Raw genomic sequence first — 22909 nt, 5'->3', positions numbered from 1 at the left:
GTGGGGACAGCGTATTTACCGAATTACTTGGCATGGCGGCGGTTGTTTGAAACTGCAAAGTCAACTGAGGAGGCGTGGCTTCGGGCGGCGATCGGCCTCGACCAACAGCAGATGCCAACATAGCCATATACATACAGTATTATTGATCCTGGCAAAACGCGCAAGCGCGCGAATTCTGCATAGGCTGCCGAGCCATTCTCAATACTTTGTGATATCAGTGGGTTAGGCGAAGAAAGACGTGCTAGATAACATTGTTGAACACGCCAACGCGTTCATTCAATATCAGAGCGTTCCGTCTAATACCTGTTAACTAAAAAGGGAAATTCCAGATATGAGTAGAAAAATGACTGCATTGGTCATTGGGAATTCAGATTATCCGGGTCAAGAGTTAAAGAATGCCACAAATGATTCTGAAGATGTCTCAGCAAAACTATCTGAATTTGGCTTTTCTGTCATCCACCTTTCTAATGCACAGAAACGAGATATCGATGATTCGGTTAAGTCGTTTAGAGATAATCTAAATAGTAATGATATAGGTCTTTTTTATTTTGCTGGTCATGGGATGCAAATAGAGGGGGAGAATTATATAACAGCCGTCGATACCGAGTTTGACACGGAAATGGATGCAAAATACTCATCTTATCCATTAAACAAAGTCATTGATATAATGGAAAGAAGTAACAATAAAACTAATATAGTTATATTGGATGCATGCCGAAATAACCCGTATGAACGGGCATGGCAAAGAACTCCGGCTCAAAGGGGGTTGGCACCTGTATTTGCTCCTAAAGGTACTATGATTGCATTTGCCACCTCGCCAGGCGAGGTGGCTGGTGATGGAGCAGGAAGGAATGGCTGTTACACCGAAGCTTTACTCAAGCACATATCTTCACCAGATATTCCCATAGAAGAGATGTTTAAACGAGTTAGAAATTCACTCTCGGTAATTACAAAAAATAGACAGACCTCATGGGAGCATACGTCTTTATCTGGTGATTTTTTCTTTTATATAAGTTTGGTTAACGCTGTAGGTAAGTACAAAAAAGAGTCAATTTCAGACGAGCTGTTTCACATAAAATCGGATACAGACCTGCATGAAGTCATTTCTGACCTAAAATCACATGATTGGTATACCCAAAATCCAGCGGCAAGAAATCTCACGTCTACAGACATTAACTCTTCTGATGTGGATTCAGCTTTTGTATTAGGAAGAAATATTTATCAAGCAGCATGTGGAAGCGCCAATGGCGCAACTGAATTCATTTCAGGGTTTCGAGATAAAACTCAGGATGTAGATGGCGAGTTGAGAGCCTCAGTTTTGGAGGGAATGTTGTTTGAGATATTTTTTAACTCCAAAGGTGAGCTGAGAGAAAACTTCAAGACATCGAAATTTAATAAAGTTTTTGAATATCAACAATATTCTGAATTTGATGAATCCTTCAAGTTTGTCTCAGATATATTGGCAAATTATCCAAATCGTTTTCATATTATACCTGGGAAAGATAGAAGTGTGTCAATTGACATAGAAACAAACGAAAACCAAGAAGGTGAGCGTAAGGTAATCGGTATTCATCTGGGCGGCATAAACATTCTGCGTGAGGATGAGGATTATGGATTCTATGAGGAAGATGGTGAAGTGCCTTATGAGGCCCTACGGAAAGCGGCGCTTGAGAGACGAATTTCTGAAGATATGCTGATACCAAGCTCCAAGCTAACAATCAATTTTGACTTTGACGCGGATAAAAAGTCCAAAATCTTATTTCCCTATGGTCACACTGTAGCGAAGTAAGTTAACAAGGCCAGGCACGGCGACGTCTTTTCCGTTGCGGCTTCGCCTTCACTACAAAGCCGCGCATGCTGGCAGCGTTACGCGTAATATGCTTTCGGAGATAATGAATGGAATTCAAAATCCTTTATAAAGAAACCGCAGCAGATGAAACGGATTTTCGTGATGTTAAAAATATCTGCTCGGAGAATGAGATCAACTGCTCGTTAGTGAAAGTTCGTGCGACCGATCCTCAAGCATTACTAGAATGGTTAATCCCTACTGCCGTGGTCGTCTATATCGCAGGCCCATTTGCCAAGTCCTACTTTGGAAAACTCGGCGAAAAAGCAGCTGAAGCGACAGTGGATGTTATAAAGAACTTGGCCAGGAAATGTTTCGGAAAACAGAAAACTATAGACGAGCAATTGTTTACAGTTGGTGGTAAGGCAGTTGAATCGGAGTTTTCCAGAAACATGTCGTTTGCGTTTCCTATGAAAAATGGAAAAATGTTTCGGCTTCTATTAACGGAAAGTATTACAGATGAAAAACTAGAAATAGCATTTCTGCATTTTCTTACGCTACAAAAAATGTACCAAGATGACCCAGACAGCTGTCCACTCACACCTTGGTCAGAAAACAATGAAATCACAAGAAACTGGGATCAACTTGCATGTTTTAATGAAGAAACAGAGATGATGGAGTTTGTCGACTATGTAAAAAGCGACATTCAAAAACGGATCGTAAGCTGCCCCATTGATGATGCGTGGGAATATCACTGCTAAAACACGTAACAAGTCGCTGTAGCGCGCGGTGGACTTCCCCCGATCTAGTAGACACGCATTGATAACTCCGCAACAGGAGAACACCGATGCCGGAGATGATCATGGGGAAGAAAACTCAGCAGTACAGCACTGAGTTCAAAGTCAAAGCAGTGGAATGGAGCCACCAGGCCCACCGGAGCGCCAAAGGGGTGGCCGAAGCGCTGGATATTCACCCGTTCATGCTGTCACCAAACCAGCCGCAAATGCGGGCGTAAAATTTTTGCCGCACCCTCGCTAACTATGGTGTAATACATTGTAGTCGATAAATTCGAGGGAATACTCATGAGTGTCACCACAGTTCGCCTTCAAGCAGAAGTTGAACAGCACCTGGAAGCAATCGCCAGCAGGCTACACCGGAGCAAAGGCTGGGTAATCAACCAGGCATTGTCAGAATACATAGAAAAGCAGCAGCTTGAGCAAGAGCGGTGGAAACAAACGTTGGAGGCAATGGAGTCTGCCGCTCAAGGCAAGGTTGTTGATGCAAGCGAGGTTCACAGTTGGCTTAATAGCTGGGGAACCGAAAACGAGCAGGGTGCGCCGAGATCAGGTAAGTGAAACTGGTTTATACGGATGAAGCCATTGAAGATTTGAAGCGTCTCAGGGAGTTCATTGCGGTGCACAACTCGTCGGCGGCAGCCAGGATTGCCTCCGAACTGGTTGGCAAAATCGAATTACTTCCAGACTTCCCCAAAATCGGCACACCAGTTGAAATGGCTCCGGTACCTGACTCTGTTCGAGATATGGTTTTCGGTAAATATGTCGTTCGATATTCGGTTCATACCAGTACCATCATCATTCTTCGGGTATGGCATGGTATGGAGGGTGAACGATAGCAATTTAACCAGCCGCGGCACTCGGATACCTTTGTCTCCGCTTAGCTACGTCAAAGCCACCGGTGCGCTCAACGATCCGCAGAGCGAAGTGTGCAAGGTTATCCATTTGCCGCAATGGTTTATATCCGGCCTTGCAGGCTGGAAATAAGGCAATGAGCGAGTAAGGCTCGATCATTAGCTGAAAGCCCTTTCGTCTCTAGAATGACTTGCTCAAGTTTCATATTCATGGATGTTTCTCGTATCAAAAAGCGCACCCACCGATTCTAGCATGGGTGCACAAATTTCAGGATGAATAAGCAGTAAACGCCTCTGCCTTGACGTCGTTAGCGTTCTGCCTGGCGTCAGCGTGCTGGACATGGCCATCACCCGCCTGGCTGCGTCGCGAGGGGTTCAGCAAGTATAGTTATCCCCATATCGTATCGGCTCCTTAACCACTATGCTCTTGATAGACGATTTTCCATTTCAAAGGAGTGAACGATGTCCACGGTTCTGGCGTTCGATGTCTATGGCACCCTGATCGATACCCAAGGGATCAATGAGCAGCTACAGGAGCTGGTCGGCGATCAAACCCCCACGTTCTCTCAGCGCTGGCGAGATAAGCAGCTCGAGTACGCTTTTCGACGTAGCCTGATGGGCGCCTATGCAGATTTTTCGCAGTGCACCAGAGATGGGCTGGAGTTCGTCGACCGCGCCCTGCAAACCCAGCTTTCCGATAATGACAAGGATGCGCTGATGGCGACTTACGGGCGACTGCCGGCGTTTACCGATGCGGCGGATGCCTTGGCGCGCTTAGCGGATTCATCGAAACTGCGCTGCGTGGCGTTTTCCAATGGCAGTCGCGAGGCGGTCAACGGTTTGCTAGAGCAGGCGGGGATTCTCGAATATTTCGAGGACATTGTCAGCGTCGAGGAGGTCAAGCGTTTCAAGCCCGATCCGGCGGTGTACGCCCACCTACACAACCGCCTGGAAGTGGCAGCTCAGGATGTGTGGTTGATATCCTCCAATCCTTTCGATCTGATCGGCGCCAAGCATGCTGGCCTGCACGTGACCTGGATACGCCGTAGCGCCGAGGCGCCCTTCGATACCTGGGGCGGCGAACCGGATATGACCGTCTCGGATCTCAATGAACTGGTGGATCGTATTACTTGAAGGTTTCCGTTACTTCTTCAGCAATCCAAGGAGCACAGCATGAGTAATCAACTGCCCGCCACGTTGGCGGCTCTGGTTTTGGCGGGTGCGGTAAACATCGCCATGGCGCAATCCGATCATGCCTTTCCTGGCATCGAGCATGTAACGACCCAAGATTCGGTCGATGAGGTGGAATCGCGTTTGAAAGATGCGCTGGAAGACAAGGGCCTGACGCTGTTCACCGTGATCAACCATACCCAGAATGCCGAGAAGGTGGATATGCAGTTGCCGCCCACACGCACGGTAATCTTCGGCAATCCCAAGGCGGGTACGCCGTTGATGCAGTGCCAGGGCAGCACGGCGCTGGATCTGCCCCAGAAGATGGTGATCCGTGAAGAGGGCGATGCAACGCTCATCGAGTGGAACGATCCTGCCTATCTTGCCGAGCGTCACGAACTACAGGAGTGCGACCTACCGCTGAACAAGATCACCAAGATTCTCCGGTCCTTGGCCGAGACCGCGGCAGGATCTTGAAACGCTTGCTTACGACGCTAGTTCGTCAGTTCGGGCTGCCAGGATAAAGTCGTTCTTGTGCAGTCCCTTGATGGCATGCGTCCACCAGGTCACCGTGACCTTACCCCATTCGGTGAGCAGCGCCGGGTGGTGGCCGGCGTCTTCGGCAATCTCGCCGACGCGATTGGTGAATTCCAGTGCCTGCTTGAAGTTTCGGAACTTGAATTCCCGCTCCAGCTGCGCAATGCCGTCCCGTTCGACGATTTCCCAGTCAGGGATGGCGGTCTTGAAATCATCGAGCTGAGCTTGGGAGACTTGAGGGGCGTCGATGCTGCAGGTTTCGCAGGACTGCTGAGAAAGTTGGCTCATGTAAAGGCTCCTGTCAGGGCGTTTATGGATAGTCAGGCGCTGGCCGCCTGCTTTGGTTCGAAGGTCGGTGCGAACAGTCCATGCTGCATGGCCTCGTGCACCATGGCCATGATGTCCTGTTCGGCGAGTTCCTGCAGTGCGCTCAAGTCATCGATGACGTAATAAAGCGGTTGCAGGATGTCGATGCGATAGGGGGTGCGCAAGGCGTCAACGGGGTCGAACGGGTGATGTGCGGGCACGTCCGATAGCACATGCAGCGTCTCCTTGGGCGAGGAAATGATCCCGCCTCCATAGATACGCCGGCCTTGAGCGGTATCCACTAGCCCGAACTCGACGGTCATCCAGTAAAGGCGCGCCAGATAGATGCGCTCCTCTTTGCTAGCCGCCAGCCCCAGCTTGCCATAAGTGGCGGTGAATTCGGCAAATGCCGGATTGGTCAGCATCGGACAGTGGCCGAAGATCTCGTGAAAGATATCCGGCTCCTGCAGATAATCCATCTCCTCAGGCGTGCGAATGAAGGTCGCCACCGGAAAGCGTCGATTGGCCAGCAGCTCGAAGAAGGTGTTGAAAGGAATGAGCGCCGGCACCTGTGCGGTCTGCCAGCCGGTGGTTTGCTGCAGCACGCGGTCGACATCGCCAAGCTGAGGAATTCGATCCTCGGGTAGCGTCAGGCGTTCGAGGCCATCGATGTACTCCTGACACGCGCGACCCTCGATGAGATCCTTTTGGCGACGCATCAGCGCCTGCCAGGTTGCGTTTTCGGTATCGCTGTAGTGAATGATGCCGTTCTCGTCCGGCTGGTGAGCCTGATACTTGGTCGGCTTTTTCGTCTTTGAACCGTTCATGTCAGGGGCCGTCCATCGTGTTTGTAATTGGGTTTGATTATTAGAGTAGTGTTTTCTCGCCAACACGAGGCATTGCTCTAGTGCCATTCGTATTCAAAATGACGAAGCCTGGCGTAAACCTTTCATGACAAACGAGACCGGTTCGATCTTGCCTGGGTGGGAGGCGCTCGTTGCCGTGATGGGACTAGAGGCAGGTGTCACGTTATGTTGACAGCAAGTCAGGTTAGCGTGACGCTGAATTGTCATTAGCGTTTTCGCCCATCGGATCGAGTCGACCATGCGCCTCAAGTTTCATTGTCAGAATCGTATCGGCATCCTGCGCGATATCGTGGCCCACTTCGCCGATTACGGTCTCAACGTGGCGCGTGGCGAGGTCGGCGGCGACCAGGGCAATAGCGTCTATCTGCACGTCCCGCATCTGCTCAATGCCCAATTGGTCACGCTCAGGCCCAAGCTCGAAGCCATCGAGGGTGTCTTCGGCGTCAAACGCGTGGAATTGATGCCCAGCGAGCGGCGTCATCTGGAGCTCGATGCCTTGCTGTCGTCGCTTGCCTACCCCGTCATGTCCATCGACATGCAGGGCCGCATCGTGGCTGCTAATCGGGCCGCCGGTCAGATGCTCGGTGTGAGGGTGGACGAAGTGCCCGGCCTGTCGCTGGATCGGTATCTCCAGGATATCGATCTGCCCGAGCTGGTGCGGCGTAACAACGCCCGGGTCAACGGACTGCGGCTGACGCTCAAGGAAACCAGCTATCTGGCCGACATTGCGCCGTTGCATACCGGCGAGGACGATGTCGCTTCGCTGGCCGGGGCGGTAGTGACGCTGCACCGCGCCGACCGTGTCGGCGAGCGTATTTATCAGGTCCAGCGCCAGGAGATGCATGGCTTCGAGGCGATCTTCCAGGCCAGCCCGCGCCTTGCGGAGGTCGTGCAACAAGCGCGGCGCATGGCGCCGCTGGATGCGCCCTTGTTGATCGAGGGGGAAACCGGTACCGGCAAGGAATTGTTGGCACGCGCCTGTCATCTGGCGAGCCCCTGCGGACAGGCGCCGTTCATGGCGCTCAGCTGTGCGGGGCTACCGGAGTCGATGGCCGAGACCGAACTGTTCGGCTACGCACCGGGTGCCTTCGAGGGCGCGCGACCCGAAGGCAAGCTGGGGCTTCTGGAGTTGACCGCCGGCGGCACCATCTTCCTCGATGAAGTAGGCGAGATGAGCCCGCGTCTACAGGTCAAGCTACTGCGGTTTCTTCAGGACGGCGGTTTTCGGCGGGTGGGCAGCGACGAGGAAACCTATCTGAACGTGCGGGTAATGTGTGCCACCCAACAGGATCTGCCGCGGCTGTGTGCCGAAGGTCTTTTTCGTCAGGATCTCTACCATCGCCTCAACGTCCTCTCGGTACGCATTCCACCATTGCGCGACTGCCTGGACGGTATCGAGGAGCTTGCCCAACGCTTCATCGATCGTGCCGCTCGTCACATCGGCTGTCGATCCCCAAGGCTTTCCGGGGCGGTGGTCAAGAAGTTGTCGACGTATCACTGGCCGGGTAATGCCCGTCAACTCGAGAACGTACTGTTCCAGGCGGTATCGCTATGCGAAGGCGACGAGCTTCAGGTACGCGATCTGCGCCTGCCAGCCATCGCTCAGGCGCCGGGGTTTTCAGGCATCGATCTCGACGGCCCACTTGACGATATTCTCGGCAAGGTGGAAAAGCGCGTGCTTGCCTCCCTCTATCCCGAATACTCTTCGAGTCGCCTGCTGGCGCGACGACTGGGCGTGTCGCATACCACTATCGCCAACAAGCTCAAGCGCTACGGCATCGGCGATGAGGGTCAATGAAAACAACACCGCTGTAAAATCTGGTTTACAGGTTGTCAGCCTTTTACACCGCAAAAACGGGCCATTTGGCGCGCCGTGCGGCCCTGTCAACATTTATTGCCGCGAGTTTGGCGATGGTATGCCGATGTGCATACCGGGAGGACGGAAAAAGCGTTTTGAAGCGTCGCCAGGCGACTTACGCTGAATGCATTGCTCGCCTTGAGGCTTATCGAAACGCTGGCGAGAGCATCCAACAACAACTCCTGGAGATGAATCATGAATGTTTCCGCCTTCCCAACGCCACAGGTTTCCCAGCACAATCCCATCGGCACCGACGGTTTCGAGTTCGTCGAATACACGGCGCCGACCGCCGAAGGGCTGCAGGCGCTGCGCGAGCTTTTCCTGCGCATGGGATTCATCGAGACGCGCAAGCACCGTTCCAAGGCGGTCAGCCTGTTCCAGCAGGAAGGCATCAACTTCGTGCTCAACGCCGAGCCGAACAGCCAGGCCGCAGAATTTGCCCAGGTGCACGGACCCAGCGCCTGCGCCATGGCCTGGAAGGTGGCCGACGCCCGCCAGGCCTTCGACTACGCCGTGGCCCAGGGCGCGGAGCCGGTAGAGACGCCAGTGGGGCAAGGGGAGGTGGGCATCCCCGCGATCAAGGGCATTGGCGGTTCGCTGCTCTATTTCGTCGATCAAAAGGTCGATGACAAGGGGCGTACCATCTACGATATTGATTTTGAATCCCTGGCCGACTCAAGTGCCGGCATCGACAAGAACGCCAATAGCGTGGGGCTCATGGTGCTCGATCACCTGACCCACAACGTCGATCGTGGCCAGATGGATGTGTGGGCGAATTTTTATACCGATATCGCCAACTTTCGCGAAATCCGCTATTTCGACATCGCTGGCAAGAAGACCGGCCTGTTCTCCCGCGCCATGACCGCCCCCTGCGGCAAGATGCACATTCCCATCAACGAGTCCGCCGACGACAACTCCCAGATCGCCGAATTCCTGCGGGAATACAACGGCGAGGGCATCCAGCACCTGGCCATGGCAACGGACGATATCTACGCCACCGTGCGCGGCTTGAAAAGCAACGGCATCACGTTCCTGTCCACCCCGGATACCTACTACGAAAAGCTCGACGCGCGAGTGCCCAATCACGAAGAAAGGCTCGAGGATCTGCGCGAATTGAATCTGCTGGTGGATGGCGCGCCTCGTGAAGGGATATTGCTGCAGATCTTCACCGAAACGGTCATCGGTCCGATCTTCTTCGAGATCATCCAGCGCAAGGGCAACGAAGGCTTTGGCGAAGGCAATTTCAAGGCATTGTTCGAGTCCATCGAGGAAGATCAGATTCGCCGCGGTGTGCTCAAGGAATAAAGCGCGGCAGCGTTTCGATGACATCTTGCCAGCCATCGCGAGGAGTCCAACATGAGCCACCGCTGGATCAACTTTCCTATCCGGGAAGGCACCTACTCCCGTCAGGCCCACTGTGACCTGCCTGACGGTACCTTCGAGCGCGAACTGGGGCGCGAGGGCTTTTTCGGCCCGGTCAGCCATATGCACCACACCCATCCCCCTACCGGCTGGATCGATTGGGAGGGGCCGTTGCGCCCCCACGCCTTCGATCTCAACGCCATCGAGGCGGCGCCGACCTGCCCCTGGCAGGCGCCGCTGGTACTCGAGAACGCCGATATCGAACTGCGTTTCTGGCGTCTGGGCGAGCCGATGCGCCATCTGGTGCGCAACAGTGACGGCGATCAGCTGCTGTTCATACATCACGGCGAGGGTTCGCTCTATTGCGACTACGGGCATCTCACGTTTCGTGACGGCGACTATCTGGTGATCCCTCGGGGTACCGCCTGGCGGCTTGAGCCTCGAGAAAAATGCGAAATCCTGATGATCGAGAACGTGGACGGTGCCTATCAGCTACCGGACAAGGGCATGCTCGGCCCCAACGCGATCTTCGATCCGGCGGTGCTCGATCATCCGCGCCTTGATCAGACGTTTCGCGATCAGCAGGACGAGAACACCTGGCAGGTTCGAGTCAAACGCCTGGGCGAGATTTCCACCGTCACTTTTCCTTTCAATCCCTTGGATGCGGTGGGCTGGCACGGCGACAACACCGTGGTGCGTCTCAACTGGCGCGATATCCGCCCGGTGATGAGCCATCGCTACCACCTGCCGCCGTCGGCGCATACCACCTTCGTGGCGCGTGGCTTCGTCGTCTGTACCTTCTGCCCGCGGCCCATTGAATCCGATCCGGGGGCGCTCAAGGTGCCGTTCTATCACAACAACGACGACTACGACGAAGTGCTGTTTTACCATCGCGGTAACTTCTTTTCTCGAGACAACATCGAGCAGGGGATGATCACCTTCCACCCTTGCGGCTTCGCCCACGGCCCCCATCCCAAGGCTCTCAGAAAGAGCCAGGACGATCCCGCGTCCTTTACCGATGAGGTCGCGGTGATGATCGACACCCGGCGCAGCCTGCGCATCACCGAGACTGCAGAAGGCGTCGAGAACGCGGCCTATGTGAATTCCTGGCAGGCTCCGGGCAAGGTCGAATGATGGTTTCAATTTCTTTGTTGGCAAGGAGTTTTCGATGAAACTGGCATCCCTGAACCGGGGGCGTGATGGCGAGCTGGTGCTGGTCTCTCGCGATCTTGAGCGCGCCGTGGCGGCAAGCGATATCGCCCCGACCTTGCAGGCGGCTCTCGACGACTGGGCGCAGATGGCCCCGCGTCTGGAGGAGCGCTATCGGGCACTGAACGATGGCCAGTGCAGTGAGGCCTTCGATTTTCGACCGGAGGACTACGCCAGCCCGCTACCGCGGGCCTATCATTGGGCGGATGGCAGCGCCTACGTCAATCATGTCGAATTGGTGCGCAAGGCGCGCGGTGCCGAAATGCCCGAGAGCTTCTGGCACGATCCGCTGATGTACCAGGGCGGCTCCGATACCTTCCTGGCGCCGACCTCGCCGATCCGCCTGGCGGACGAGGCTTGGGGTATCGATCTCGAAGCCGAACTGGCAGTAATCACCGACGATGTGGCCATGGGAACCGCTGTTGATGAGGCGCAGGAGCACATCCAGCTGCTGATGCTGGTCAACGACGTGTCGTTGCGCAATCTGATTCCCGGCGAACTGGCCAAGGGTTTCGGCTTCTACCAGGCCAAGCCGTCCTCCGCCTTTTCGCCGGTGGCAATCACCCCGAATGAGCTGGGCGACGACTGGCGCGACGGCAAGGCGCATCTCGACATGGTCAGCCATATCAACGGCGAACTGTTCGGTCGTCCCAATGCCGGCGTCGACATGACCTTCAATTTCCCCACTCTGGTGGCCCATGCAGCCAAGACTCGGGCGTTGGGCGCCGGCACCGTCATCGGCTCGGGCACGGTCTCCAACTACGATCGCAGCAAAGGCTCCGCCTGCCTGGCGGAAAAGCGTATGCTCGAAGCGCTCGAGCATGGCGAGGCGCGCACGCCGTTTCTCAAGTTCGGTGATCGGGTGCGCATCGAGATGTTCAGTCGTGACGGTGCCTCGCTGTTCGGTGCTATCGATCAAGCCATTGAGCGTTACGTACCCGGCGAATGACACAGCCAGCCAACGCGAGGAGAGAGTATGCGTAATCAGCAACCTATTCTGTATGGTTACTGGCGTTCCAGTGCCGCCTATCGGGTGCGCATCGCCCTGAACCTCAAGGGCATCGAGGTCGAGCATCGCAGCGTTCACCTGGTGCGCGACGGCGGGGAGCAGCACCGCACCGAGTACCGGCAGATGAACCCCCAGGGCCTGGTACCGTTTTTCATCGACGGTGACGGCACGTCGGTGTCCCAGTCCCTGGCGATCGTCGAGTATCTCGACGAGACCCGCCTCGCCCCCGCCTTGCTGCCCTGGGAACCGGGGGCCCGCGCCCAGATACGAAGCTTTTCCCAGCACATTGCAAGCGACATTCATCCGCTCAACAACACGCGGGTGCTTCAGTACTTGAGTGAGGAACTACAGGTCGATGACGCAACCAAACGAGGCTGGTATCGGCACTGGGTGGCGCTGGGTCTGGCGGCGCTGGAGCCTCAGGCGGCGGCCTTGGAAGGCGCTTTCTCCTTGGGCGAGCGGCCTGGGCTTCTGGAGCTGTGCCTGGTACCGCAGCTTTATAACGCCCGGCGCTACGAGTGTGATCTCTCGGCTTATCCGGCACTGGTCGCGCTTGATGCCCGCGCCCGGGAAGTCGAGGCGTTTCGACGGGCGGCGCCGGAGGCTCAACCCGATGCGACGCCGTGATTTCAGCATAGCCGACTCCCTATACTGAGTTTTTTCGTTAGCGATTTGATTAAGAGAGATTTTCTGTCGTGTTGCCTTGCTCGTGGGCGAGCGGCTCATAGGCATTACCAGCCTGGTGCAATAACTCGAACTGCCTGTTGCACTCCCGGCAAGCGCCACACATACCAATGTGCATCTGCAGTAACAACCTGTCCTTGATGCCCAAGGGCACATCAAGGCGCTGAGACATCAATTTGGTAATCTCTCGACATATCATCAATTTGAACATCATGAATCTCCCAATAACCAGCCTCGTTCGATACAGGCGCGCAGACGTAATCGGGCACGGTGCAGGATGACCCAGCAGTTGTTTTCCTTGATACCGGTTTCCTTGCAGATGTCTTCGGTGGAAAGCCCCATCAGTTCCCGCAGAGAAAAGATACGTGCGATGTTGTCCGGGAGGGCGATCATGCAGGCATCGAACACTTGCCAGAAACGTTCGCTGACGAAGGCGGCCTCCGGGTCACCCCAGCTTGAAGGACGCGCGGCTTCTTTCCAGCGTCCATTACGTTTGAATTGGCGATCAAAGGCCTCGTCGTCCAGTTCTTCTTCCCAGGGGCGCCAGTTGCCTTGGCGGCGCTGGCTACGTAGGCTATCGAGTATCTTGAATTTGAGAATACCGAATACCCAGGTTTCATAACCTGATTGCCCCAGAAAGCTGTCGTTCTTTTCCATGGCGGCGACGAGTGTTTCTTGAACGGCGTCTTCGGCCTGGGCGAGATCACGAAGCTGTAGACGAGCAAAGGAGACCAATCTCGGCCGAACGGCCACCAAGCGCTGCATTCTCTCGTTCTTTTTGTCGGTCGTCGATGCAGTCATCGCGGCGTCTCATTTGGCTTATTAATGACATGATGAACGCCCGTTTGTGGAGGTCAAGCCGTTCTTGACGTTTGTTTTGTGTGTTTTTTCCATAAACCCTTACAGGTTTTTAAACATGCGGGCTGTCTTGTTTATCGAGGTAAGAGTGTAATGACGCGATATGTCTGGCTACTAAGAAAGATACAAAGGTGAAATAACGGTTCGTCGAGCGGGTATTCGCTTCTGCCATGGGAATAAGAGCTTTTGCTGTATGCCGTCAGATGGTGGTAGACGAAAAGGAAAACAGTCATGAAACATGCAAGGCTTATCCGGGGAGCCGTACTGGCAACTATCTCTTGGAGATTAAAGCGGTGACCTTTGGCAGGCGGCATGAAAGATTGAATCAATATGAACTAAAGACCTTCATGTATTAAGGATTTTACGTGGTCTGGACATGCAACGTTACGAATATTTGAATTTCCGCCAGGCTGATACCGGGCGGTTTTCAATGGCTCAATGAATGGCATTAACCGCGACACAATGGTTTTCTTATCGGACATGGCGATAGGCCTTTACGAGCCGCCGACTGTCCACCCCTTGCCAATAGCGATAGCGCAGCCGCCACATCAATACCATGGTGGACCAGAGGCCGTGGCGTTCCCAACGACGCCCAGAGCTTGCCACGCGTTGAGGCACACAGGTTGGTCTCGAGAGTCGTTTCAAGCGAGAGGTCATCTCGACATCTTCCATTAGCGGCTGCTCAGGGAAACCGCCGGCGGCAGTGAAGGCCGCGCGGGTCATGAACAGCGCCTGATCGCCGGTCGCTATGCCCGTGAGCCATGAGCGCAGGTTCATGGCCCTTGCAATCACCCCAAGCATGGCATGCCGTCCGGACAGCTGCACATCGAAACGCCCCCAGGGGCGCCTGGCAAGCGCTTTGGCGATCAACAGGTCCGCACGCTTCGGTAGTCGCGTATCGGCATGCAGGAACAGCAGATGATCACCCTGACTGGCATGCGCCCCGACATTCATCTGCCGAGCACGACCTGGGTCGCATACGATGACCCGCGACACGAACGGTGATGCCAAGGCGGCGGTCCGGTCTTGGCTGCCGCCATCGACGACCAAAACTTCGACACCGCACACCCACAGCCCAAGTAACGAGGCAAGCTGATTTTCTATTTCTCGTTCTTCGTTGAGGGTCGGGATGATGATACTGAGTTGTGGTGATGAGGCCATGGACAGCTACCCAGTTGTTTTTGCTTTGTCACCTCGGTCGAGTCACACCTTACAAGACACTGATCCCGGTGGAGGGTTATCGGGCGCTGTGAAGCATGGCGAGGGGTGCCATGTAAGGGTAGCGATCCCTGCACCGACCAAACAACACGAGAACACCGAGTTGAACCGCATATAAGCGTTAATGACCTGCGCCTTCAACGTCCACACTAGAGGTAAGTGTCATGCTGGATATCCTGGTGATGTATCCCAATAGTGATGAAGTTCGTTTCGACGATACTTACTATTTCGATAAACATGCATCGTTGATCATCTCTTTGCTGGAGCCTTTGGGCTTGAAATACCTGCGCATTGCCAAAGGCATAGATCAAGACGCTCCTTATTATCTCGTGGCCCATCTCGGCTTCGAATCCCAGGAAACATTTCAGAAAGCCATCGAGGAAGCGGGTGACAGGATTTTTGACGATATCTCGAACTTTACCAATATCGACCCTTTGATTCAGGTCGGAGAGGTGGTGGCCAATAACAATAGGTATTGAAATCCCGCGGGGAGGGGGTGTCCATGCAATCGTTATTGCAGCGAATCGGTTACTGGTTGAGTTGCTGGCTCTCCTGCCCGCGGCCTCAGCATCTTGCATTGCCCAATTATCAGCCACGCAGCCTGTTGAAATGCTTGCGCCCAGGTGACGTATTGTTGGTGGAAGGCACGTCGCGAGTCAGTACCGCCATCAAGTACCTCACCCAATCTTCCTGGTCCCATGCAGCGCTGTATGTCGGAGAGGCAACGGAAGAGCATGGTGCCGGCTATAAGGCTGTGCGCTTCGTCGAAGCCGATTTGACCGAAGGCGTCCGGGTTGTCGGTTTCGAGGAGTATCGAGGCCTGAATCTGCGAATCTGCCGCCCCGTTGGTTTGAGTAACAAGGACATCGATGCGCTGGTCAGGTTCGCTTGTCAGCGCGTGGGATATCAATATGACTTGCGCAACATCATTGATCTGGCACGTTATCTTTTGCCCTTGCCCCCGGTTCCGCCGCATTGGCGGCGTGGCATGTTGGGCCTAGGCAGCGGTGACCCTACTCGCGCCATCTGTTCGACACTGATCGCGCAGGCTTTTCAGTCGGTTCGCTATCCGATTCTTCCTGATTGGGAATGGACTGAAGACGAACTGCGTTGCCATGGTTGCAAAAAACAGGTGCTGAAGAAGCGCCACTACACGTTGTTCACCCCTCGCGACTTCGATTTCTCGCCTTATTTCCTAATCGTTAAACCAGTGCTCGATTCGGGGTTCGACCCACATATTCTGGAATGGAACGAGCGTATTGAATCGGCGTGAGAGTAGGCCCGCTGACTTAGAAGGTGCGTTCATCCGGTTGTCGAGTATGGACTTCAAAAATGAATAAAACTGTAAGCCCTTCCTCCTTCGACCTACCAAATGCCAGACACCGCAGAAAGCAGTGTCTCTCAACTGACGAACAACAATGGAGTGATCCCATGATACTCAAGAAGCGTTTTTCTCTGTCTCGCTCAGGCAAGCTGGCCTCCAGAATAGCCGGCACTGTGCTGACTGTGTCGTTGAGTGGCGCGGCTTTGCAGGCCATGGCGGCCTGCGGTGCTGCCAACCCCTGCGCAAGCAAGAATCCTTGCGCGGCACAACAGACATGTGGAGCCAATCCCTGTGCTACCAAGAACCCGTGCGCCACGAAGAATCCCTGCGCCACGAAGAACCCCTGTGCGGCCAATCCCTGCGCTACCAAAAATCCTTGTGCTGCCAACCCTTGCGCGGCCAAGAAGAATCCATGTGCCGCAGAGTCCTGGTGAGTGTCAACAGGCTCAACCACGAACTACTGTAATATCGGGCGTGAGGGTAGACCTCGCGCCCGTTCCTTTGCTATGGATAATGGAATGCCTTAACTCCCAAGTTCGATTACATGGCCACCGGCTGCTTCTGCATCGGCGGCGTCATGGGTAACCATCAATGTAGGCAGGTTTTCCTGACGTACGCGTTGAAATACCAGTTGGCGCATTTCATCACGCAGGGCGGCATCGAGCTTGGAGAAGGGTTCGTCGAGCAGCATCGCGCATGGTTTGGACAATAGCACACGCATCAGTGCTACCCGTGAACGCTGGCCGCCGGACAGGGTAGCGGGATCGCGGTTGGCAAATCCATTCAGGCCGATTTCTTCGAGTGCCGCCTCGACGCGCTGCCTGCGCTTTCGGCGTGAGCCTTCGGCGGTCATGCCGAAGGCCAGATTGCCGCCGACATTGAGATGGGGAAACAGCAGTGGGTCCTGAAACAGCAGGCCTACTCGGCGTGCTTCGGCGGGTAGCCGGGTAAGTTCGCGCTCGCCTAGGCACACTCTGCCGCGAGCATGGAACGCCGGGGATAGAAAACCGGCAATATAGGCCAGTAGTGTCGATTTGCCTACGCCGGAAGGGCCCATCACCGTCAGCACCTCGCCTGGGGCGATGGAGGTATCGACGCTAAGCAAGGACGCGCCCTCGAGGGTGATATGCACATCTTCCAGCGTCAGTGAATGCATAGGGCTCCCAGAGATGCAAAGTGATGTAGATAAGTGTTCATGACGAGATCAACAGTCCGCTACGACGACGAAACACCAGCCGAGGCAGGCCGAGTGCCAATGCGAACCCCAACGCAGGCAAGGCCAGTTGCAGCAGAGCGTAGACGGCGGTCAGGCGGCGATCACCGCCGCTGGCGAGACTGACCGCTTCGGTGGTGATAGTACTGACTCGGCCCGCGCCCAGCAGCAGCGTGGGCAGGTATTGACCGATACTCACCGCAAAGCCCACCGCAGCGGCAGTCAGTAGCGGAACGCTGAGCATCGGTAATCGCACCCGCCAGAAGACCTGTGCTGGACTGGCGCCTAGACAGCGCGCCAGATGCGTCCAGCGTGGGTCCAGCCGGCGATAACTTTCTGCCAGCGATAGAAACACATAAGGCAGCACGAATACCGCATGGCCGAGAATTACCACTGCCGTGCCCGGTGGCACGCCTGTTTGAACCTGCATCAATACCAGCCCGAACAGAAAGGCGACCGGCGGCACCAGTAAAGGTAAATAGAGGATAAACTGTGCCCAAGGTCGGGTCGGGCGTTCATGCAATGTTTCCGCTTCCAGTGCGCCAACTACCAACACTAACGACAATAGGGTGGCGATTATGCCGATCATCGCGGCCTGGGTCAGTGGATCACCCAGACTGCCGGCCGCACCCGTCCAGTTGCGCAGCGTCAGCGGCTGCGGCAATGCCTGAGGGAAGGGCCAATAGGCAGCCAGCGACCATAGGACCAGTCCGATCAGGCTGCCGACGATCAACAGTAGCGAGAGTGAAATCGCGCTGAGCGCGATCCCCCCGAACACTGCGTCGCCGCTGTTTCGCCGACCGCTCTCCAGCCAGGTGTGGGTAAGCCGCCGCAACAAACACTCGATTAGCCACCAAGTGGCCAAAGCGGCCAGGGTCACACCCAATTGCAGTAAGGCGCCGGCGGAGGCCATGAAGCGCATCGACAGATCGGGGTCGTTGAGCCAGCGCAATACCGCGACCGATAGTGGTGGCGGGGTAGTCGGTCCCAGGATCAGCGCCACGTCGACGGTCGACGATGCAAAGGCGATTACCGCGTAGACCGGCAGCCGCAATAGCGGATAGAGCCCTGGTAACACCGCTTTGAGAAATGCCGAGAGCGGCCCATAGCCCAAGGCGCGCGCCACGCGCAAGCGTTCACTGGCGTGGCATTGGGGCAGCGCGGCGAGGCTCATCAGAAGCAGGAAAGGCACTTCCTTGAGAACGAGACCGGTGATCAACGCCAGGCCATGCGGATCGCCGGGAAACAGGATGTCCGGTGGATGTTGCCAGCCGGTCATCCAGGGGGAAAGGGCGCGGCTGAGCAACCCCGAAGGGGAAAGCAGAAACGCCAGACCGATAGCTGCTGCGGCATGCGGCACGGCCAGTAGTGGTGATAGCAGTCGACGCATCGTGCTGAACAGTCGAGTGTGCATGAAGGCGCCGAGGAACAGCACGACGATGCCCAGCGACAGTCCGGCGCTGGCAAGCCCGGTGACATAGCTTAGCTGGACCATGCGACCCAGGCCCGGCTTCTCCAGGAGCGCCTGCCAATGCGTCAACGTCAAGGTATCGCCGCCCAGTACGGGTAGCCAACCGAAGGCCGGTGCGATGACGCCCACCAGGCCGCTGGCTACCGGCAGGCTCAGCAGTGCGATCGCCATCCAGGGCGCCAGACGTATACCCAAGGCATACCCAGACGGCATCAGCGCACTCCGTACCGCTTGAGCCACGCTTGTTCCAGACGTTCCATCCAGCTTGGATGCGGCTCGGCCAGCGTGCGTTGCAGAGCGTCGAGGGGCAGCGCCGCACGATTATTGTTCAGCGACTTGAAGGCTTGTCGTTGTGCTTCGTCCAACGTGTCCAGGGCCAGTACGGTGGCGTCGCCCCATACGTCGATATCCTGTTTGTGCGCCTGGGCTTCGGGGGAGAGCAGAAAGTTGGCTAGCACCAGTGCACCGGCCTTGTGACTGGCATTGAAGGGAATGGCCACGAAATGCACGTTGCCGAGCGTGCCGTTATCGAGCACATAGCTACGGATGGTGGGCGGCAACTGGTAATCGGCTACTGCAGCGGCGGGCTCCAAGGGATTGAAGGTGAACGCCAGGCTGAGCTCACCATCCCCCATTAACTGGCGCAGCGCACTACCGCTGCTAGGGAAACTTTTGCCACCGCGCCATAGATGCGGATGCAGCGCGTCGAGATACTCCCAAAGCGGTGCAGTGATCGCCTTGAAATCCGCCTCGCTGACCGGCTCATAAAGTGGTTCGGTATTCTCGACCAGGCCCAACAAGGCCTGCTTGAGAAAGGTGCTGCCGAAGAAATCGGGAACCAGCGGATAGGTGAAGCGGCCGGGGTTGTCCTTTGTCCAATCCAGCAGTGCTTGCATGGTTCTGGGTGGTGATTCGACCCGGTCGCTATCGTAGTAGAAGGTAATCTGCGCCTTGCCCCAGGGAGCTTCGAGGCCTTCCACCGGTAGTGTGAAATCGTTGCGCATTTCGGGATTGGCATTCGGGGCGGTCAGCGCAAAGTTTGGCAGTTTCTCGGCCCAGGGACCGTACAACAAGCCGTTTTCTTTCATGGCCGCGAAGTTCTCACCGTTGATCCAGATCAGATCGACGGCGCCATCTTCGAGATTGCCGGCGGATTTTTCGGCCACCACCCGCGACACTGCCTCAGCGGTATCGCCAAGTTTTACATGCACCACGTTGACACCATGGCGAGACTGCATCTGTTTACTCACCCAATTGATGTAGTTATTGGTATTCGAATCACCACCCCAGGCATTCCAGTAAACCGTTTGGCCCTTGGCCTTGGTCTCGATCGATGCCCAGTCATCAAGGTCGAGATCCTGAGCCTGTAGCGACGAACTGCCGAATAGCAGGATGATAAGCAGCGGCAGAAGTCGCAAAGCAAGTGATTGGAGCATGCGCAAAGTTCCTTTTGTCATTGGCATAGAGCGTCATGAATCAAGAAGCGCCGGGCGGTCAACCGAACAGATCGAGCCGTTGCAGATACTGCAACTCCGTGCAAACTCGCGCTACGATTCTTGGTGACAAATAATGATTGACTCGGTCGCGGACATGGGCGATCAGTGCGGGGTCACTCAACTCCGTCGACCAGTCCTCGCCCCCGGCAGTCGCATCGTGGGAATGGTGATTTTCCACGCGCCATTTGGCGCACCAGGTCACTGACCAGAGCCACATGGCACGCCGGCATTGCAGCATGGTGTCTTGGTCGCGATGCCTATCGTCGTCACCCATTGCGGTTGCCCAATGGCGATAAAACCCATGTACCTCTTCCACGCTGAGTTCGGCATGAGTGGCGATGTCCCAGGTGGTGGAAGTGTATAGAGTGGCATGTGCCAGATCGAGCCCCGGCAAACCGTAGCGGCATTTTTCCAGGTCGACCAATACCGCATGGCCATCGTCCTGGATCAGGAAGTTACCCGGATGTGCATCGAAGCTGATCAGGGCTGTCGATGATGGCTGACTCTCAGCCAGCCATGCTTCCAGGTGCTCGAATTCCTCGAATATCTGGCTATGAGTGTCCGCACTGATATCGGCTTGGGCCAGATAACTTGCCTGATCGCGAATTTCCTCTATCAGCGCCGGCCAGGGTGAGTGGGGCGCGAGTAATGGTGTGCGTGCTGCCGGGTGAGGCAAAGACAAGCGATGCAGACTGGCCAAAGCCCGTGCGATAGCGGGTAAGTCGCGGGGCAATTGCGCCGTACGGCCATCGATAGCGGACACTACAAGCCCGCCTCGGGGCAGCGCATCGCTGGGGGGAAGCACTGCGTGCAGGGCGGGCGTATGTCCTCCTTGGGAAGCGCGGGCAAAGCAACAGGCCTGGTAGTCGAGATTGGCTTGCGGGGCGAGTCGCATCTGACTCTGTTTGGGTACGCGTGCGACCCAATCGGCGCCATTTCGCCGATACAGCCAGACATGCTCATGAGCCAGGCCGGTATCGGCCATCTGGCCCAGTTCACTGACGTCGAGTCCTGCCGCTTGCAAAGCTCGGTGCAGATTTGCAAGTCGTGAATCAATGCCGCAAGCGATAGGCGAGTCGGATCGGGTCATATCAATCATCAACGCGAGAGGGAGTTTCAGAGCTTGGTCGTCTTCAACACCATGACCTTACACGCGAACTGGCAATATCGAAGCACCACTGCCTAGAGACCTTTACGGGCTCAGTCGCGTTCACATGCTCTAAGTGATTGCCGAGACAGCGTCATCAGTCGGTCAAGAAACATAATATGAGATGTAATGCTCCTGCACATTGCTCGACCAAGCAGTATGCGCAAGGCGAATCGAGTCGATGCCACTGCGCATCTGGGGCGATAACAATAGCCAACAAATTCGGGAGTGCTGTCATGAATCTCAAGAAACGTCTGAATCTGTCCAGTCGTACGGCGCTGGCAGGTACGCTCGCCGGCACCTTGTTGACGGCGGCCATTGGGGGTGGCGTAAGTCAGGTGATGGCACAATGCGCGGCCAATCCTTGTGCGGGCAAGAACCCCTGTGCCAGTCAAAATCCTTGCGCTGGAGTCAATCCATGTGCAACGAAGAATCCCTGTGCCGTAGCCAATCCTTGTGCAACAAAGAATCCTTGTGCAGGAGCTAATCCCTGCGCAAGTGCCAATCCGTGCGCCGGGGCCAATCCCTGTGCGGCGGGCAGCCAGAAAGATTCTAGCGCGGTGACACGCCCAGCGGATTACTCGCCGGGTTATAAAGAAGATGGCGAAAACACTCAAGAATTGCTGACGCGCGGCGAGACACTGTTCAACGATACGGAGCTGAGCAGCAATGGCCTTGCTTGTGCCAGTTGCCATAGCGGCGATCAAGGTTATCAAGCTACCTTCGAGCAGGCCTACCCGCATCAGGTGGTCATGGGCATGAACCTCTATGGCATGAACGAAGTCCATGCCGACGAGATGGTGCAGATCTGCATGGCCAATCCCATGGCGGCGAGTCCCTTGGACTGGGAGTCGATGGATCTAGCGGCGTTGGCGGCCTACGTGGTGAACGTTCAGCGTAATTACAGCGGACCTGAATAGCCATGATGACAAGTCGATATGGCCGCCATGCGAAGTCGGCCATATCGACGCCATGTCAACGAGATCGAGAAGCGGAGAAATGCCATGAATGCGGTGTCACCGTCGTACTCTATTACCGAGGCTATTTGCGAACCCTCTCTTGTGGATTACGCGACTGCTGAAGTACAGCTCATGCATACAGCCGCCCTCGACGCCCTGGATTGCCAGCGGGTATTGAAGAAGGTCGGTCTCAATTTGGTGGGGGAGCTACTCAAGGGGCAGGGTGAGTTCCTGGAGTTCAATCACTTCCCCCAGGGCGATGTCTACGACAAGGAAACCGGCAGCCAGTACTACTATCATGCACACCGAGGTAGTGAAGAACATGGTCATTTCCATGTCTTTCAGCGCCCACCGGAGGACAATCACCCCGGCTACTTGGCTGATCCTACTCATTTGATCGCCATCTCCATGGATGCCTGGGGGGAGCCTATCGGGCTTTTTACCACGAATCGCTGGGTGACCGGTGAAACCTGGCGCGATGCCCCCGAGACTCTGGCGCTGGCCAGATCATTCGAGCTCGATCACGCTTGGCCCTCTTGGCCCGTCAACCGCTGGGTGAGTGCCATGATTATCGCCTTCTATCCCTATCTCGACGTCTTGGTCAATCACCGCGACCGTGAGATAGATAGCCTTGAAAAGTCCGGCGTACGCGACATTTTCGAGAATCGCGATGTCGAGGTCATCGGCCAGTTGCCGATATCATTGGCAGATTGGGAGCGACGTCTAGCGTCCAGCCTGGGCCACGAGTGATAAGCAAGACAGGGGTAGACAAGGCCATGCCGCATGAG

General features: G+C 55.7%; 26 protein-coding genes and 1 pseudogene. 17 read left to right on the top strand and 10 right to left on the bottom strand.

The window, feature by feature from the left end:
• The 8 genes and pseudogenes from H7850_RS13145 to H7850_RS13110 all read left to right on the top strand — a co-directional run.
• Positions 1-123 (top strand): annotated as a pseudogene (locus H7850_RS13145) (IS1595 family transposase); the annotation flags it as partial.
• A gap of 220 nt (positions 124-343) precedes the next feature.
• Positions 344-1789, top strand: a complete 1446-nt coding sequence (locus H7850_RS13140) for a caspase family protein (RefSeq protein ID WP_227370013.1) — start codon at positions 344-346, stop codon at positions 1787-1789.
• A 107-nt stretch (positions 1790-1896) separates the two neighbouring features.
• Entirely contained in the window at positions 1897-2547 is a 651-nt protein-coding gene (locus H7850_RS13135) for a hypothetical protein (RefSeq protein ID WP_227370012.1), read from the top strand.
• Positions 2548-2633: 86 nt separating this feature from the next.
• Positions 2634-2801: a transposase gene (locus H7850_RS13130; protein ID WP_413614160.1), complete on the top strand. Its 168-nt coding sequence runs from the start codon at positions 2634-2636 to the stop codon at positions 2799-2801.
• A gap of 67 nt (positions 2802-2868) precedes the next feature.
• Positions 2869-3141 carry a CopG family ribbon-helix-helix protein gene (locus tag H7850_RS13125; RefSeq protein ID WP_227370010.1) on the top strand — a complete coding sequence of 91 codons (273 nt, stop codon included), beginning with the start codon at positions 2869-2871 and terminating at the stop codon, positions 3139-3141.
• Positions 3138-3419, top strand: coding sequence for a type II toxin-antitoxin system RelE/ParE family toxin (locus tag H7850_RS13120; protein WP_227370003.1), 282 nt, complete (start codon positions 3138-3140; stop codon positions 3417-3419). The genes H7850_RS13125 and H7850_RS13120 overlap by 4 nt, the downstream gene beginning before the upstream one ends.
• A 477-nt stretch (positions 3420-3896) precedes the next feature.
• Entirely contained in the window at positions 3897-4568 is a 672-nt protein-coding gene (locus tag H7850_RS13115; RefSeq protein ID WP_227370002.1) for a haloacid dehalogenase type II, read from the top strand.
• A 39-nt stretch (positions 4569-4607) separates the two neighbouring features.
• Complete coding sequence (locus H7850_RS13110) at positions 4608-5081, top strand: DUF302 domain-containing protein (protein ID WP_227370000.1); 474 nt, start codon at positions 4608-4610, stop codon at positions 5079-5081.
• Positions 5082-5090: 9 nt separating this feature from the next.
• Here the strand turns inward: H7850_RS13110 and H7850_RS13105 are convergent, their stop codons facing one another.
• Positions 5091-5429, bottom strand: coding sequence for a 4a-hydroxytetrahydrobiopterin dehydratase (locus tag H7850_RS13105; protein WP_227369998.1), 339 nt, complete (start codon positions 5427-5429; stop codon positions 5091-5093).
• Positions 5430-5461: 32 nt separating this feature from the next.
• Positions 5462-6274: a phenylalanine 4-monooxygenase gene (phhA, locus tag H7850_RS13100; RefSeq protein ID WP_227369997.1), complete on the bottom strand. Its 813-nt coding sequence runs from the start codon at positions 6272-6274 to the stop codon at positions 5462-5464.
• 277 nt (positions 6275-6551) lie between these two features.
• Between phhA and H7850_RS13095 the strand changes: the two genes are divergently transcribed.
• The 5 genes from H7850_RS13095 to maiA all read left to right on the top strand — a co-directional run bounded on the left by H7850_RS13095 (position 6552) and on the right by maiA (position 12378).
• Positions 6552-8111: a sigma-54-dependent transcriptional regulator gene (locus H7850_RS13095; RefSeq protein WP_227369993.1), complete on the top strand. Its 1560-nt coding sequence runs from the start codon at positions 6552-6554 to the stop codon at positions 8109-8111.
• A 255-nt stretch (positions 8112-8366) separates the two neighbouring features.
• The gene (gene hppD, locus H7850_RS13090; protein ID WP_227369992.1) at positions 8367-9476 is read left to right on the top strand and encodes a 4-hydroxyphenylpyruvate dioxygenase; all 1110 of its coding nucleotides are present in this window, start codon (positions 8367-8369) and stop codon (positions 9474-9476) included.
• Between the two features lie 51 nt (positions 9477-9527).
• Positions 9528-10667 (top strand): homogentisate 1,2-dioxygenase, encoded by a 1140-nt coding sequence (locus H7850_RS13085; RefSeq protein ID WP_227369990.1) that lies wholly within the window; start codon positions 9528-9530, stop codon positions 10665-10667.
• A gap of 34 nt (positions 10668-10701) precedes the next feature.
• The gene (locus tag H7850_RS13080; RefSeq protein ID WP_227369989.1) at positions 10702-11691 is read left to right on the top strand and encodes a fumarylacetoacetate hydrolase family protein; all 990 of its coding nucleotides are present in this window, start codon (positions 10702-10704) and stop codon (positions 11689-11691) included.
• Positions 11692-11718: 27 nt separating this feature from the next.
• Positions 11719-12378, top strand: a complete 660-nt coding sequence (maiA, locus tag H7850_RS13075; protein ID WP_227369988.1) for a maleylacetoacetate isomerase — start codon at positions 11719-11721, stop codon at positions 12376-12378.
• Positions 12379-12427: 49 nt separating this feature from the next.
• Here maiA and H7850_RS18335 read toward each other — a convergent pair whose 3' ends face one another.
• The 3 genes from H7850_RS18335 to H7850_RS13060 all read right to left on the bottom strand — a co-directional run bounded on the left by H7850_RS18335 (position 12428) and on the right by H7850_RS13060 (position 14454).
• Positions 12428-12634 (bottom strand): zf-HC2 domain-containing protein, encoded by a 207-nt coding sequence (locus H7850_RS18335; protein ID WP_227370028.1) that lies wholly within the window; start codon positions 12632-12634, stop codon positions 12428-12430.
• An 11-nt stretch (positions 12635-12645) separates the two neighbouring features.
• Positions 12646-13236, bottom strand: coding sequence for a sigma-70 family RNA polymerase sigma factor (locus H7850_RS13065; RefSeq protein WP_227369986.1), 591 nt, complete (start codon positions 13234-13236; stop codon positions 12646-12648).
• 528 nt (positions 13237-13764) lie between these two features.
• The gene (locus H7850_RS13060; RefSeq protein WP_227369985.1) at positions 13765-14454 is read right to left on the bottom strand and encodes a TIGR04283 family arsenosugar biosynthesis glycosyltransferase; all 690 of its coding nucleotides are present in this window, start codon (positions 14452-14454) and stop codon (positions 13765-13767) included.
• 221 nt (positions 14455-14675) lie between these two features.
• On the opposite strand from H7850_RS13060, the gene H7850_RS13055 reads away from it, so the two are divergent.
• Together H7850_RS13055 and H7850_RS13050 are read left to right on the top strand one after the other, a co-directional pair.
• Positions 14676-14990 (top strand): EthD family reductase, encoded by a 315-nt coding sequence (locus tag H7850_RS13055; protein WP_227369983.1) that lies wholly within the window; start codon positions 14676-14678, stop codon positions 14988-14990.
• A 23-nt stretch (positions 14991-15013) separates the two neighbouring features.
• A complete protein-coding gene (locus tag H7850_RS13050) occupies positions 15014-15784 on the top strand; it encodes a YiiX/YebB-like N1pC/P60 family cysteine hydrolase (RefSeq protein WP_227369982.1) in 771 nt (256 codons plus the stop codon).
• A 16-nt stretch (positions 15785-15800) separates the two neighbouring features.
• On the opposite strand, the gene H7850_RS13045 is transcribed toward H7850_RS13050, so the two are convergent.
• From H7850_RS13045 to H7850_RS13025, 5 genes are all read right to left on the bottom strand, one after another.
• Positions 15801-16238, bottom strand: coding sequence for a hypothetical protein (locus H7850_RS13045; protein WP_227369981.1), 438 nt, complete (start codon positions 16236-16238; stop codon positions 15801-15803).
• 120 nt (positions 16239-16358) lie between these two features.
• The gene (locus H7850_RS13040; protein ID WP_227369980.1) at positions 16359-16991 is read right to left on the bottom strand and encodes an ATP-binding cassette domain-containing protein; all 633 of its coding nucleotides are present in this window, start codon (positions 16989-16991) and stop codon (positions 16359-16361) included.
• 37 nt (positions 16992-17028) lie between these two features.
• Positions 17029-18759 carry an ABC transporter permease gene (locus H7850_RS13035; protein WP_319799280.1) on the bottom strand — a complete coding sequence of 577 codons (1731 nt, stop codon included), beginning with the start codon at positions 18757-18759 and terminating at the stop codon, positions 17029-17031.
• Complete coding sequence (locus H7850_RS13030; RefSeq protein WP_227369979.1) at positions 18732-19955, bottom strand: ABC transporter substrate-binding protein; 1224 nt, start codon at positions 19953-19955, stop codon at positions 18732-18734. Before H7850_RS13030 ends, H7850_RS13035 begins: the two co-directional genes overlap by 28 nt.
• A gap of 58 nt (positions 19956-20013) precedes the next feature.
• Complete coding sequence (locus H7850_RS13025) at positions 20014-21105, bottom strand: phosphotransferase family protein (protein WP_227369976.1); 1092 nt, start codon at positions 21103-21105, stop codon at positions 20014-20016.
• 293 nt (positions 21106-21398) lie between these two features.
• Between H7850_RS13025 and H7850_RS13020 the strand changes: the two genes are divergently transcribed.
• Both H7850_RS13020 and H7850_RS13015 read left to right on the top strand, forming a co-directional pair.
• Positions 21399-22082, top strand: a complete 684-nt coding sequence (locus H7850_RS13020) for a cytochrome-c peroxidase (protein WP_227369975.1) — start codon at positions 21399-21401, stop codon at positions 22080-22082.
• A 171-nt stretch (positions 22083-22253) separates the two neighbouring features.
• Positions 22254-22871: a DUF6969 family protein gene (locus H7850_RS13015; RefSeq protein ID WP_227369973.1), complete on the top strand. Its 618-nt coding sequence runs from the start codon at positions 22254-22256 to the stop codon at positions 22869-22871.
• Positions 22872-22909: the final 38 nt, after the last annotated feature.

Origin of the sequence: Halomonas sp. M20 (assembly GCF_020622265.1) — a bacterium.
Classification (GTDB): domain Bacteria; phylum Pseudomonadota; class Gammaproteobacteria; order Pseudomonadales; family Halomonadaceae; genus Modicisalibacter.
The sequence above is the reverse complement of the archived record's forward strand: the minus strand, read 5'-3'. Positions and strand labels throughout refer to the sequence as shown.